This window comes from Pseudomonas sp. GM49 (assembly GCF_000282355.1).
GTDB lineage: Bacteria > Pseudomonadota > Gammaproteobacteria > Pseudomonadales > Pseudomonadaceae > Aquipseudomonas.
The window spans coordinates 51355-65133 of record NZ_AKJL01000286.1 but is presented as its reverse complement, the minus strand read 5'-3'; the positions used below and the strand labels follow the sequence as shown (position 1 = coordinate 65133).

Below are 13779 nucleotides of genomic sequence, written 5' to 3'. Positions count from 1 at the left end.
CCTGTCGTACCGGTCGTCGAGGTCTTCATAGTGGCTGAAGTCGCGGCCACGTTGCAGAAGACCGAACCCGCGCGGGTTTTCCACGCTGAAGTTGCTCACGGCCAGGTGTTTCGGATTGTTCAGTGGACGCCAGATCCACTCGCCGTTGCCGGCATGGATCGCCAGACCGCTGGAGTCGTGCAGCTCGCGACGGTAGTTCAGTACTTTCGACGGCTGGTTGGCGCCGAACAGGTACATGCTGGTCAACGGGGCGATACCCAGTTTGCCGACCTTGTCACGCAGGAACATCTGCGCCTTGACGTCAACGATGGTGTCACTGCCCGGACGCAGAGTCAGGCGATAGGCGCCGGTGGCACGAGGAGAATCCAGCAGGGCGAAGATCACCAGGTGCTTGTCGCCTGGCTTGGGCTGCTGAATCCAGAACTCGCGGAAACGCGGGAATTCTTCGCCGGACGGCAATGCGGTATCAAGCGCCATGCCGCGAGCGGACAAACCATAGACGTGACCCTTGCCGACGACGCGGAAGTAGCTCGCGCCGAGCATGGTCATGATTTCGTCTTGCTTGTCGGCCTTGTTGATCGGGTACAGCACACGGAAACCGGCATAGCCCAGTTGTTCAGTGGCCTTGGGATCGAATTTCATGTCGCCGAAGTCGAAACGACTTGGATCGTATTTGATCTCTTCGACGGTGTTCGCGGTGATTTCGTTGATTTTCACCGGCGTATCGAAATGCATGCCCTGGTGATAGAAGGACAGCTTGAACGGCGTCTTCTGATCGGCCCATTCGGCTTTTTCCGTCAGAAAACGAATTTTCTGATAGTCCGCGAATTTCATGTCGCGGAACTCATTCGGCAGGTTACTGCGCGGGGCTTCGTATTTCTGCGCGGCCAGCTCTTTTGCCTTGGCCGATACATCATCCAGACTGAATGCCCAAAGCTGGCCGGCGCTGAGCAGGCAGAGCAATGCAGAGCCCGCTACCAGGGCGCTGCGTAACCGTTTGGCGGACAATTTTGGTGCGTTACAGGGACTAACAATCACGAGCAACCCTCGCCGAAAACAGATCAAAAAACCAACGGCCAGTTAAAGGACCTGCACGGTGTGCGGTATGAAAAAACCGCCCTTGCAGACCACTCTTGCCAAGTTGGCGAGCATTGTTCCGACTCCGCTGGGGCGAAATGATTCCCCAATCGGATCCGGACAAGTCTCTACCTAAGTCAAAATGGACCAACGAACGCTGATCCCCGTAGCGCGCGATTATCTAGTAGGCCGCGTTACAACGCATCAGGGGTAACAAAGTATTTATCGCGAAAAATCCCTGTTTTCAGTCGAAATGAGCTTAAAAACTTGTTTCAAGCGCTTTCAGGTCTGTAACAGGAAGGTTACCGGGCCATCATTGACCAGATGCACCTGCATATCCGCGCCGAATCTACCTGATGCCACAGTGCCATGCACCTGTTTCGCTTTGCTTAATAGATAGTCGAATAACTCCTCGCCCAGCGCCGGAGGGGCCGCGGTCGAAAAACTCGGACGCAGCCCGTTTTTAGTATCGGCAGCCAGGGTGAACTGAGAGACCAGCAGCAGCCCGCCGCCCACATCCGCCAGGGACAGATTCATCTTGCCCTCAGCGTCACTGAACACCCGATAGTTAAGCAGCTTATTAAGAAGTTTGTCGGCGCTGGCCCGCGTGTCGTCGGGCTCGACGGCGACCAGGACCAGCAATCCCTGATCGACGGCACCCACGACTTCGCCCGCAATCTCGACTCGCGCGCCACGCACCCGTTGCAGCAGGCCCTTCATGCTTCTTCAGGCGGCAGGTCGAGCAGACGCCGGGCCATCAGATTGGCTGCGCGTACCAGCGCGTCGGTGATTCCCGGTTCGGAAGCGGCATGACCAGCATCGCGGATGACCTGCAGCTCGCTGTTCGGCCAGGCTTGGTGCAGTTCCCAGGCGTTATCCAGCGGGCAGATCACGTCATAGCGACCATGGATGATCACGCCTGGCAAATGGGCGATCTTGCCCATGTCGCGGATCAACTGGTTCGGTTCCAGGAAGGCGTGGTTGCTGAAGTAGTGGCATTCGATGCGGGCAATCGACAATGCACGTTGTGGCTCGGAGAAACGATCGACTACCAGCGGGTTAGGACGCAGGGTCGCGGTGCGGCCCTCCCAGGTGGACCAGGCCTTGGCCGCGTGCATCTGGGCAATCTGGTCGTTGCCGACCAGACGCTTGTGGAACGCGCTGAGCAAGTCGTCGCGCTCGTCCAGCGGGATCGGCGCGATGTAGTCCTGCCAGTAATCGGGGAACAGACGGCTGGCGCCGGCCTGGTAGAACCATTCGATTTCCTGCGGACGGCAGAGAAAGATCCCGCGCAGGATCAGGCCGTGTACCCGTTCAGGATGGGTTTGCGCATAGGCCAGCGCCAGGGTCGAACCCCAGGAGCCGCCAAACAGTACCCATTTGTCGATGCCCAGGTGCTTTCGAATCCGCTCAAGGTCGGCGACCAGATCCCAGGTGGTGTTGTTTTCCAGGCTGGCGTGGGGGGTGGAGCGACCGCAACCGCGCTGATCGAAAGTGACAATGCGATACAGGTTGGGATCGAAGAAGCACCGACTCTGGGCATCACATCCGGCACCGGGGCCGCCGTGGATGAACACCACCGGCAAGCCTTCCGGTGAACCGCTTTCGTCGACGTACAGGGTGTGGGTCGCATCGACGGCCAGATCGTGCCGGGCGTGGGGTTTGATCTGCGGGTACAAAGTCTGCATTGCGCGCTCCGTAAGGGGTCGAGGTCATCCCTGGGGGGACTTCTATTATTCTGCCGTCCGGCATCATAAACCCGAATTACGTCAATGAGCATGCCCATGCGGAGTCAGAGTCTTGCCGCCAGATAACCAAACAAGGTTTCGTACAGCGCATCGACCTCCATCGCCTGCCCACGGGCCCGTAAACAGCCATGAACCAAACCCTCGCCGACATAAAGTGTGGCAGCCACGCCTGCCGCATTCAGTCGCTCGGCATACAACACGCCGTCATCACGCAACGGGTCGAATTGCGCCACGGCGATCAATGCCGGTGGCAGTCCGCTGAAATCCCGGGCCAGCAATGGCATGGCGTAGGCGTTTGGTTGGCGGGTGCCGCGCAGGTAAAGCGCGTGATAGCAATCGACGTCACTGCTGCTGAGCAACGGCGCGTAGATGCACTCACTGCGCGACGGCAGCCGGTGATCGCCGCCCAATCCGGGATAGATCAGAACCTGCGCGCACGGCCCCGGTTCGCCGGCATCGCGCAGCGCCAGGCATAACGCCGCCGCGAGGTTGCCACCGGCACTGTCGCCGACCACCAGCATACGCTGCGGGTCGAGTTGAAACGGCCCGTTGCGCAGTGCTCGCCAGACCTTCAGGCAATCATCGAACGCGGCGGGAAACGGATGCTCCGGTGCCCGGCGGTAATCGACGGCGATCACCAGTACACCTAGCGTCGATGCCAACTCGGCGCAGATGAAATCGTGAGAATCCAGGTCCCCCACCACCCAGCCACCGCCATGCAGGTAAACGATGCAGGACGCACCACTGGCCGGCGGTTGATAGGAACGAACAGCAACTCCGGCCAACTCGAAATCGACCACATATAACCCGGCGGGGCGTGCCGGAGTAAACGCCCGGCACATCTCGCTGTAGGCCTGGCGCAACCCGGTGATGCTGCTGTCGGTGCTGTTGAAACTGACGGTTTTCTCGACGAATGCCGTCATCTGTTTGGAAAGCGGGTAAGGAGCCATGAACCTGGTGCCCGTTCAGAGGAATGTGTGTCCTTGTAGGAGCGAGCTTGCTCCGGGCGGCGTTCCGACGATGATCGTCAACGATAACGCGGTAAGCCTGATTTCCCGCGGCGTTCTCAGGTTTATCGCGAGCAAGCTCGCTCCTACAGGTTTGGTGTCAGTTCTTCAGGCTGGCCTGAACTGTTGCCACGCCATCCTTGCCATCGAAACTGCTGACACCCGCCAGCCAGCGCTGCAAGTCTTCGGGATGGTCACGCAGCCATTTTTTCGCGACATCCTGAGCGGTTTGACGCTCCATGATCGGCACCATCAGCTGGCTTTCCTGGGCAGCGGTGAAGGTAAGGTTCTCCAGCAGTCGATTGACGTTCGGGCAGCGCTCGGCGTAATCCGGGGCTGTCACGCTGGAGACGGTCGCAGCGCCTTCATTCGGACCGTAGACATCTTCACTGCCAGTCAGGTAGGCGATCTTCATGTTGATGTTCATCGGGTGCGGGGTCCAGCCAACGAACACCACGAATTCCTTGCGATTTACTGCCCGCTGTACGGCGGCGAGCATGCCGGCCTCACCGGACTCGATCAGTTTGAAGTCCTTCAGGCCAAAGTGATTGGTCTCGATCATGGTTTTGATGGTGGTGTTGGCGCCACTGCCCGGCTCGATGCCGTAGATCTTGCCGCCGAGCTGATCCTTGAATCTGGCGATGTCGGCGAAGGTTTTCAGACCGGCCGCTGCCACATAGTCAGGGACCGCGAGGGTGGCCTGGGCATCGGCCAGGCTCGGTTTGTCCATGACCTTCACCTGATTGGCAGCCACGAACGGTGCGATGTTTTTATCCATCGCTGGTTTCCAGTAACCCAGGAAGATGTCCAGGCGCTTGTCGCGGATGCCGGCGAAGATGATTTGCTGCACGGCGCTGGTTTGCTTGCTTTCGTAGCCGAGACCGTTGAGCAACACATCGGCCATGCCACTGGTGGCAATCACGTCGGTCCAGTTGACCACACCCATGCGCACGGTTTTGCAGGAGGCGTCGTCCGCGGCCATGGCGCCGGCGCTCAACAGAGCGGTGCCGCAGAAGATTGAGAGACAGCGGGTGAACAGACCTTTGGGGCTTGTCATAGAGAGCATTCTCGTGCGGCAGCGGATTATTGTCGGGCCGGTGTCTAGTGCACCGTGGCCAGAACATTACGCAGCAGACGAGCGATGAAAGCGACCTGTGGCGACCGTGTTTTGCACGGTGGCGACTAGCAGCCTGATCTGTAGGAGCGAGCTTGCTCGCGATGGAGGACAACGATGACGCGGGCTGTCTGAATGCACACGTTGACCTGACGTTTTTCGCGAGCAAGCTCGCTCCTACAGAGACTGCACCAAGCCTTAATGCCCGTAGTGTTTTTCGCCCCAGGCCAGCAGCCCTTGCAGCAACTCCTTTAGCACCACACGCGTCGGCTCCGCCAGGTCCTGGCGATAACGGAACGGCTCGAACTCTTCCATGTAGGTGCACTGCCCCAGCTCCAGTTGCACCGCGTGAATGTTCTCCGCCGGATTGCCGTAATGGCGGGTGATGTGGCCGCCCTTGAAGCGTCCGTTCAGCACGTGGGTGTAATTTTCGTGACGTGCGCAGATGGCTTCCAGCTGACTGGCCAACTGTGGATCGCAACTGGCGCCATTGAAGGTACCGAGGTTGAAGTCCGGCAGTTTGCCGTCGAACAGGTGCGGGATCAGCGAGCGGATCGAGTGCGCGTCGAACAGCAGCGCGTAGCCGAACTCGGCCTTCAATCGCGCCAGTTCCTGTTGCAGAGTGCTGTGGTACGGCGTCCAGATCTGCTCAAGGTAGGTGGCGCGCTCTTCTTTCGAAGGTTCCAGCCCTTCGCGGAACAACGGCACGCCGTCGAACAGCGTGGCCGGGTACAGGCCAGTGGTCGCACCGACGTACAACGGTTTGTCGTCGGATGGCCGGTTAAGGTCAATGACGAATCGCGAATACTCGGCGGCCAGGGTGCTGGCACCCAGTTCGGCGGCGAAGTCGTACAGCTGCGGGATGTGCCAGTCGGTGTCCGGCAGGCTTTTCGCCTGTGGGATCAACCCGGCCTCGACCGCAGGTGTCAGACGCACACCGGCGTGAGGCATGCTGATCAGCAGCGGTACGCGGCCTTGTTTGAAGTTCAGTACCTTATCCACAACAGATCTCCTACAAACTTGATTCGACGCCGTGGCGCACGACGCGTTTTTCCAGGTCACCACCCAGCCAGTACGACAGGTCGGCCGGACGATCGATTTGCCAGGCGACGAAGTCCGCGACCTTGCCGACCTCCAGCGAACCATGGGTGGCGGCCATGCCCAGCGCGGTGGCAGCGTGAATCGTCGCGCCCGCCAGCGCTTCTTCCGGGGTCATGCGGAAACAGGTGCAAGCCATGTTCAGCATCAGGCGCAACGACAACGCAGGCGAGGTGCCTGGGTTGAGGTCGCTGGCGATGGCAATCTTTACGCCGTGTTTGCGCAGCGCATCCATCGGCGGCAACTGGGTTTCCCGCAGGAAATAGAAAGCGCCGGGCAGCAACACCGCAACGGTGCCGGACTTGGCCATGGCGATGGCGTCGTCCTCGGTCATGAACTCCAGGTGATCGGCGGACAACGCGTGATAACGCGCCGCCAGGCTCGAGCCGTGCAGCGACGACAACTGCTCGGCGTGCAGCTTCACTGGCAAGCCCAGTTCCTGGGCGGTAATGAACACCCGCTCGACCTGCGCCGGGGAGAACGCCAGGTACTCGCAGAACGCGTCCACCGCGTCGACCAGACCTTCGGCAGCCAGGGCCGGGAGCATGTCGGCGCAGATGTGATCGATATAGTCGTCGGCGCGATCGATGTATTCCGGTGGCAGGGCATGAGCCGCCAGGCAGGTGCTGCGCACGCTGACCGGCAGTTCGGCGCCGAGGCGACGGGCCACACGCAGCATCTTGCGCTCGTTGGCCAGGTCCAGGCCGTATCCAGACTTGATTTCGATGCTGGTGACGCCATCGCGCATCAGGCTTTTCAGGCGCCTGGCGGCACTGGCGAACAACTCGTCTTCGCTGGCCGCGCGGGTGGCGCGCACGGTGCTGGCAATACCACCACCGCTGGCTGCGATTTCCGCGTAGCTGACGCCTTGCAGGCGCTGTTCGAATTCGCCGCTGCGGTTACCGCCAAACACCGTGTGGGTGTGACAGTCGATCAGGCCCGGTGTGACCCAGGCCCCGTTCAAATCATTGACGGCCGGATACTCGCCCACCGGTAACTCACCACGCGGGCCGATCCACTCAATGTGCGCTCCTGACGTCACGATGGCCGCGTCCTCGATGATCGAGTAGACACCTTGTGCCATGGTTGCGACGTGACAGTGTTGCCAGAGAGTTTTCATCCTTGGCCTCCATTAGGTTATCGATGAGAAAAAGTAGGGTCCTGCGTCACCAGGGCTGCCTGGCCCGCCGCCGGTTTCACCCACGTCAGGTAAGCCAGCACCAGCAACACGATCCAGACCACGCCGACAATCAGCGCTGCCTGGGTGTCCGGGAAGTAACCCAGCACGCCGAAAATGAACAGCATGAAGGCGATCGCCGCCGCCGGAGCATAGGGCCAGAGCGGTACCGGGAATTTCAGTTGTGCAACCTGCTCGGCGCTCATGGACCGCCGCATGGCCACTTGGGTAACCAGAATCATCAGCCAGACCCACACCGTGGCAAAGGTCGCGATGGACGCGATCAACAGGAACACGTTTTCCGGGATCAGGTAGTTCAGCAGCACGCCCAAGAGCAGAGCGGCACTCATCACCACGACCGTCATCCATGGCACGCCATTGCGCGACAGGCGAGCGAAGCCTTTCGGTGCATGTCCTTGCTGGGCCAGACCGAACATCATGCGGCCAGCGCCGAAGATGTCACTGTTGATCGCCGAAATCGCCGCCGTGATCACCACGATATTGAGGATGGTGGCCGCCGAGCTGATCCCAAGTTTGTCGAAAATCTGCACGAACGGGCTGCCCTGGCTGCCGATCTGCTGCCATGGAAAGATCGACATCAGCACCAGCATCGTCAGCACGTAAAACAGCAGGATACGCAACGGTACGGCATTGATCGCCCGGGGCAGCACGTGCTGCGGGTCTTTGGCTTCACCTGCCGTTACGCCGATGATTTCAATACCGCCAAACGCGAACATCACCACCGCGAACGAAGCGATCAGACCGCCCATGCCATTGGGCATGAAGCCGCCGTGGCTCCAGAGGTTGCTGATATCGGTCGCCTGGCCGGGGGCCGAGCTGATGCCGAACCACATGATGCCGAAACCACCCAGGATCATCGCGACGATGGCCGCGACCTTGAGCAGCGACAGCCAGAACTCCATTTCACCGAAGACTTTGACGTTGCACAGGTTCAAGCCGCCAACGATGGAAACGACACCCAGCACCCAGATCCAGCGAGAAACTTCCGGGAACCAGAAGCCCATGTAGATACCAAATGCCGTGACGTCGGCCATGCCGACGATGACCATTTCGAATGCGTAGGTCCAACCGAGGATGAAGCCCGCCATCGGCCCCAGGTAGGTACTGGCGTACTGGCCGAAAGAGCCAGCCACCGGGTTGTGCACCGCCATCTCACCGAGGGCGCGCATGACCATGAACACCGCCGCGCCACCGATCAGGTAAGCGAGCAGTACCGCAGGCCCGGCCATTTGAATGGCCGAGGCAGATCCATAAAACAGCCCGGTGCCGATCGCCGACCCCAGCGCCATGAAGCGAATATGTCGGGCAGAAAGCCCGCGTTTCAAACCTTTTTCTGGCTGTTGCATTTCTCGTCCCTAATTATTGTTATTCGACGCTAAATCGAATCGCGAGCAAGCTCGCTCCCACAGGAGTACGCATTCCAATGTGGGAGCGAGCTCGCTCACGAAGGGGCCATTACAGGCTAGGCAGCAACTTCGCCGTCACCAGCTCGTTCAGGCAGCGCGAGGCCAACAATTCAGACGCCGCATTGATGTCCGGCGCGAAGAAGCGGTCCTTCTCATAGAACGGCACTTCGTTACGCAGGATGGCGCGGGCCTTTTCCAGTTTTGGCGAGGTTTTCAGGCCGTCGCGCAGGTCCAGGCCCTGAGCCGCCGCCAGCCATTCAACGGCAAGAATCCCGCGGGTGTTCTCGGCCATTTCCCACAGACGCTTGCCCGCTGCCGGAGCCATGGAGACGTGGTCTTCCTGGTTGGCGGAAGTCGGCAGGCTGTCCACCGAATGTGGATGGGACAACGCCTTGTTCTCGCTGGCCAAGGCCGCTGCGGTCACCTGGGCGATCATGAAGCCGGAGTTCACGCCACCGTTGGCCACCAGGAACGGCGGCAGTTGCGACATGTGCTTGTCCATCATCAGCGAGATACGGCGCTCGCTCAGGGAACCGATTTCAGCGATGGCCAATGCCATGTTGTCAGCGGCCATGGCCACAGGTTCGGCGTGGAAGTTACCGCCGGAAATCACGTCGCCTTCCGCCGCGAACACCAGAGGGTTGTCGGAGACGGCGTTGGCTTCAATAGCAAGCACTTCGGCAGCCTGACGGAATTGGGTCAGACAGGCGCCCATGACTTGCGGCTGGCAGCGCAGGGAGTACGGATCCTGGACCTTTTCGCAGTTTTCGTGGGAGTCGGAGACTTCGCTGCGCTCGCCCAGCAGATCGCGATAAGCGGCTGCGGCGTCGATTTGGCCTTTCTGGCCACGGGCAGCGTGGATGCGTGCGTCGAACGGCGAGCGCGAACCCAGTACCGCTTCAACGGTCAGGCCGCCCAGGGCCAGAGCACCGGCGAACAGGTCTTCGCCTTCGAACAGGCCACGCAGGGCAAAAGCGGTGGACACCTGAGTGCCGTTGAGCAGCGCCAGGCCTTCTTTCGCCGCCAGGGTCAGCGGGGCAAGACCGGCGACTTTCAGCGCTTCGGTGGCTTCCATCCATTCGCCTTTATAGCGAGCCTTGCCTTCGCCCAGCAGCACCAGCGACATGTGGGCCAGAGGCGCCAGGTCACCGGAAGCACCGACCGAGCCTTTCAGTGGAATGTGCGGGTAAACCTCGGCGTTGATCAGGGCGATCAGCGCGTCGATCACAACACGGCGGATGCCAGAGAAACCACGGCTCAGGCTGTTGACCTTGAGCACCATGATCAAACGCACCAGCTCATCGCTGATCGGCTGGCCGACACCGGCGGCGTGGGACAACACCAGCGAGCGCTGCAGGTTTTCCAGGTCTTCGCTGGCGATGCGGGTCGAGGCCAGCAGGCCGAAACCGGTGTTGATACCGTAAGCGGTGCGGTTCTCGGCGAGGATCTGCTCCACGCAGGCAACGCTGGCTTCGATCTGGGCTGCAGCGCTGTGATCGAGGGTGATTTTGACCGGTTGCTGATAGACATCACGCAGTTGGGCAAGGCTCAGTTGGCCGGGAATCAAATTAAGCGCAGTCATGTTCATTCTCCTTTTGAGAGTTTGTTGTTAACTACCAGACGCTCCGGAAATATCCGTTGTCCGTCGCTTCCCCCTTGTTGAGGGGGCTGGCGCCTTGGCACGCTGGTTGTGTATGGAAATCAGTTCAAGTTCGGTAAAGCTTTTTGCAGCAAAACAGGGTCTTTCAGAACGCTGGCTGCCGCAGCGATATCCGGCGCCAGCCAACGGTCCTGATCGTACGCAGGAACACGTTCACGCAGCAGACGCCACGCCACATCGGTGCCGGCACCGAAGCGTTGCTCCTTGAGGAACTCAAACGCCTGGGCCGCCAACAGGTACTCGATGGCGAGGATCTGCGTGCAGTTTTCCAGCGCGCGATGCAGCTTAAGTGCGGCGTTGGTGCCCAGGCTCAGGTGATCTTCCTGCAGGCCCGAAGTCACGTAGTTATCCAGCACCGCCGGTTGCGCCAGTTGACGGTTCTCTGCACACAGCGAAGCGGCGACGTACTGGACGATCATCATCCCGGAGTTCACCCCCGGGTTGGCCACCAGGAACGCCGGCAGACCGCTGACGTGCGGGTTGATCAAGCGATCCAGACGTCGCTCGGCGATAGAGCCGATTTCTGCCATGGCAATCGCCAGCAGGTCCGCCGCCATTGCCACGGATTGGCCGTGGGGATTGGCCTGGGACACCACGCGGTAATTGTCGGCGGTGCCCAGCACCAGCGGGTTGTCGGTGGCGCCGTTGAGTTCGGTTTCGATCTGTTTGGTCGCGTGTACCAATTGATCGCGCGCGGCGCCGTGCACCTGCGGGATCGAGCGAATGCTCAGGGCGTCTTGCGTGCGAATGCCTTTGCTCTGGGCAATCACTTCGCTGCCGTCGAGCAAGGCCCGCAGGTTGATCCCGACCTGCTGCATGCCTGGGTGCGGCTTGAGCGCAATGATCTCGGCATCGAACGCGTCGATCTGCCCGCGTTGGGCTTCGAAGCTCATGGCACCGATCACGTCGGCCCATTCCAGCAGGTGCGTGGCATCGGCAATCGCCAGACAGCTCAGGCCGGTCATGCACGGCGTACCGTTGACCAGGCACAAACCATCTTTCGCCCCTAGCTTGACCGGTTGCAGGCCTTCTTCGGCCAGCGCTTGCTGCGCGGAAACGACCTGGCCGCGATAGCTGACATTGCCGACACCCAACAGTGCGATGCCGATGTGCGCCATGTGGGTCAGGTAGCCCACGGAACCCTGGGACGGCACTTGTGGGGTGATGCCACGGTTGAGCAGTGCCAGCAGCGCTTCAACGACCTGACGGTGCAGGCCGGATTTGCCGTGGCTGTAGTTGACGACCGCGGCGCACATGATCGAGCGGGTCTGTTCGTCGGTCAGCGGTGCACCGACGCCGCAAGCGTGGCTGAGCAAGGTGTTGCGCGACAACTGGCTGAGTTGTTCGTCCTGCAGCGAGACGTTGCACAGCGCGCCCAGGCCGGTATTGATGCCGTAGGCCCGTTCGCCGCTGGTAACGATGCGCTGGACGATGGCCTGAGCGTTTTCGATGCGCGCCCAGATCGGCGCCGACAGCTCAAGCTGTGCGCCATGACGGGCTACAGCGACCACATCCTGCCAAGTGACCTGCGCTTCGGTGATAACGATTTTTTCAGCCTGGGACATCTTCAACCTCTGCGTACAAACCTGAATTTTGATGCAGCTTCACTGACGCCTTCGCGGGCAAGCCCGCTCCCACAGTGGTTGCTGGCGTAATCAAAACTGGTGTTCGACACCAATCCTTGTGGGAGCGGGCTTGCCCGCGAAGGGGCCGGCCCAGCTACCACAGCTTTCTCAGACCACCGCCGCCCGACGCTGCACAAAGCGGTCGACATATTCATCTGCCGGCGAATGCAGGATCTCTTTCGGCGTGCCGACCTGGATCAGGCGGCCGTCCTTGAGGATCGCGATGCGGTTGCCGATACGCACGGCCTCGTCGAGGTCGTGGGTGATGAAGACGATGGTCTTGTGCAGGGTCTTTTGCAGTTCCAACAACTGGTCCTGCATCTCCGCACGGATCAGCGGGTCGAGGGCACTGAACGCTTCGTCCATCAGGATGATGTCGGTGTCCGCCGCCAGGGCGCGGGCCAGGCCCACACGCTGGCGCATGCCGCCGGAAAGCTGATGCGGGTATTTGTTTTCGTAGCCCTTGAGGCCCACGGTGTTGATCCAGTGCAGCGCACGCTCGGCGCACATGGCTTTGCTTTCGCCACGGATTTTCAGGCCGTAGGCGACGTTGTCCAGCACGCTCTTGTGCGGCAACAGGCCGAAGCTCTGGAACACCATGCTGATCTTGCGTCGGCGAAATTCGCGCAGGGCTTCCATGTCGTATTGCAGGATGTCCACGCCATCCACCAGGATCGCGCCGCTGGTCGGATCGATCAGGCGGTTGAAGTGGCGTACCAGGGTCGACTTGCCGGAACCGGACAGGCCCATGATCACGAAAATCTCACCGCTACCAATGCTCAGCGACAGGTCGTTCACACCAACCACGCAGCCGGTTTCGGCCAGCACCTGATCCTTGGTCTTGCCCTGGCCGACCATGGCCAGCGCATCCTTGGCACGGTTGCCGAAAATCTTGAAGACGTTTTTGACTTCGATCTTGCTCACGGTTGCGTTGTTCATTTGCTCACCTCATGCCGTGCACGACCGTACGCCTGTGTAATGCGGTCGATCACCACAGCCAGAATCACGATCGCCAGACCGGCTTCAAGGCCGCGTCCGACGTTGAGGGTCTGAATCCCCACCAGTACGTCTTCACCCAGGCCACGGGCACCGATCATCGAAGCAATCACTACCATCGACAGGGCCATCATGGTGGTCTGGTTGATGCCCGCCATGATGCTCGGCAGGGCCAGCGGCAGTTGCACGCCGAACAGTTGCTGCCAGCGGTTGGCACCGAAGGCGTTGATCGCTTCCATCACTTCGCCGTCGACCTGGCGAATGCCCAGGTCGGTCAGGCGGATCAGCGGCGGCGCGGCGTAGATCACGGTGGCGAAAATCGCCGGGACCTTGCCCAGGCCAAACAGCATCAGCACCGGGATCAGGTACACGAAACTCGGCATGGTCTGCATGATGTCCAGCAACGGCATCAGCACCGAACGCAGGCGATTGCTGCGCGCCGAGAGGATGCCCAGCGGCACGCCGATCAACACAGAAATGACCGTCGCCACCATCATCAGCGCCAGGGTCTGCATCAGCTTGTCCCAGAGGCCGACCGCACCCACCAGGAACAACAGACCGACGATCACCGCCGTGGTCACGACTTTACGGGTCGCGTGCCAGGCCACGCCTGCCACGATCGCCAGCATCAGCCACCAGGGCGCCGCGCGCAGCAGGCTTTCAAGATTGACGATGGCCCACAACAGGGTGTCGGAGATGTGCCGGAACACGTCGCCGTAGTTGGTGACCAGCGAATCGACCCAACCGTTGACCCAGTCGGCGATGGAAAAGGTAAAGCTTTCGGGAAACATAAGAGACTCTCAATCAAGGGGTTGCGATCAAGCATCCGACTGCCGTTGTCGACAGCCGG

Annotated in this window: 12 protein-coding genes; all 12 read right to left on the bottom strand. The window is 60.6% G+C overall.

Features of this window, described 5'->3' with window-relative positions:
• Window positions 1-1038 (bottom strand): glucan biosynthesis protein G (locus PMI29_RS03995; protein ID WP_008002969.1); only part of this gene is annotated, 1038 nt, incomplete at its 3' end.
• Window positions 1039-1359: 321 nt separating this feature from the next.
• The gene (dtd, locus tag PMI29_RS04000) at window positions 1360-1797 is read right to left on the bottom strand and encodes a D-aminoacyl-tRNA deacylase (protein ID WP_008002967.1); all 438 of its coding nucleotides are present in this window, start codon (window positions 1795-1797) and stop codon (window positions 1360-1362) included.
• On the bottom strand, window positions 1794-2765 hold the full coding sequence (gene pip / locus PMI29_RS04005) for a prolyl aminopeptidase (RefSeq protein WP_008002965.1): 972 nt from the start codon (window positions 2763-2765) through the stop codon (window positions 1794-1796). The genes dtd and pip overlap by 4 nt, the downstream gene beginning before the upstream one ends.
• Before the next feature lie 104 nt (window positions 2766-2869).
• Window positions 2870-3775, bottom strand: a complete 906-nt coding sequence (locus PMI29_RS04010; RefSeq protein WP_008002963.1) for an alpha/beta hydrolase — start codon at window positions 3773-3775, stop codon at window positions 2870-2872.
• 157 nt (window positions 3776-3932) lie between these two features.
• Window positions 3933-4889 (bottom strand): choline ABC transporter substrate-binding protein, encoded by a 957-nt coding sequence (locus PMI29_RS04015; RefSeq protein ID WP_008002961.1) that lies wholly within the window; start codon window positions 4887-4889, stop codon window positions 3933-3935.
• A 255-nt stretch (window positions 4890-5144) separates the two neighbouring features.
• On the bottom strand, window positions 5145-5948 hold the full coding sequence (gene hutG / locus PMI29_RS04020) for an N-formylglutamate deformylase (protein WP_008002960.1): 804 nt from the start codon (window positions 5946-5948) through the stop codon (window positions 5145-5147).
• A gap of 10 nt (window positions 5949-5958) precedes the next feature.
• Window positions 5959-7164, bottom strand: a complete 1206-nt coding sequence (gene hutI / locus PMI29_RS04025; protein ID WP_008002959.1) for an imidazolonepropionase — start codon at window positions 7162-7164, stop codon at window positions 5959-5961.
• Window positions 7165-7181: 17 nt separating this feature from the next.
• A complete protein-coding gene (locus tag PMI29_RS04030) occupies window positions 7182-8588 on the bottom strand; it encodes an amino acid permease (protein WP_008002958.1) in 1407 nt (468 codons plus the stop codon).
• A gap of 109 nt (window positions 8589-8697) precedes the next feature.
• Window positions 8698-10230, bottom strand: a complete 1533-nt coding sequence (hutH, locus tag PMI29_RS04035; RefSeq protein WP_008002957.1) for a histidine ammonia-lyase — start codon at window positions 10228-10230, stop codon at window positions 8698-8700.
• 119 nt (window positions 10231-10349) lie between these two features.
• Window positions 10350-11873, bottom strand: coding sequence for a histidine ammonia-lyase (hutH, locus tag PMI29_RS04040; protein WP_008002956.1), 1524 nt, complete (start codon window positions 11871-11873; stop codon window positions 10350-10352).
• Window positions 11874-12041: 168 nt separating this feature from the next.
• Entirely contained in the window at window positions 12042-12872 is an 831-nt protein-coding gene (locus PMI29_RS04045) for a quaternary amine ABC transporter ATP-binding protein (protein WP_007989255.1), read from the bottom strand.
• A complete protein-coding gene (locus tag PMI29_RS04050; protein ID WP_007989253.1) occupies window positions 12869-13720 on the bottom strand; it encodes an ABC transporter permease in 852 nt (283 codons plus the stop codon). Before PMI29_RS04050 ends, PMI29_RS04045 begins: the two co-directional genes overlap by 4 nt.
• Between the last annotated feature and the right edge of the window lie 59 nt (window positions 13721-13779).

Excerpts from the sequence above, each read along its gene's own strand:
- hutH (WP_008002956.1), bottom strand. The coding sequence starts at position 11,873 with ATGTCCCAGGCTGAAAAAATCGTTATCACCGAAGCGCAGGTCACTTGG.
- hutI (WP_008002959.1), bottom strand. The coding sequence starts at position 7,164 with ATGAAAACTCTCTGGCAACACTGTCACGTCGCAACCATGGCACAAGGT.
- PMI29_RS04015 (WP_008002961.1), bottom strand. The coding sequence starts at position 4,889 with ATGACAAGCCCCAAAGGTCTGTTCACCCGCTGTCTCTCAATCTTCTGC.
- PMI29_RS04030 (WP_008002958.1), bottom strand. The coding sequence starts at position 8,588 with ATGCAACAGCCAGAAAAAGGTTTGAAACGCGGGCTTTCTGCCCGACAT.
- PMI29_RS04050 (WP_007989253.1), bottom strand. The coding sequence starts at position 13,720 with ATGTTTCCCGAAAGCTTTACCTTTTCCATCGCCGACTGGGTCAACGGT.
- pip (WP_008002965.1), bottom strand. The coding sequence starts at position 2,765 with ATGCAGACTTTGTACCCGCAGATCAAACCCCACGCCCGGCACGATCTG.
- hutH (WP_008002957.1), bottom strand. The coding sequence starts at position 10,230 with ATGACTGCGCTTAATTTGATTCCCGGCCAACTGAGCCTTGCCCAACTG.
- PMI29_RS04045 (WP_007989255.1), bottom strand. The coding sequence starts at position 12,872 with ATGAACAACGCAACCGTGAGCAAGATCGAAGTCAAAAACGTCTTCAAG.
- PMI29_RS04010 (WP_008002963.1), bottom strand. The coding sequence starts at position 3,775 with ATGGCTCCTTACCCGCTTTCCAAACAGATGACGGCATTCGTCGAGAAA.
- dtd (WP_008002967.1), bottom strand. The coding sequence starts at position 1,797 with ATGAAGGGCCTGCTGCAACGGGTGCGTGGCGCGCGAGTCGAGATTGCG.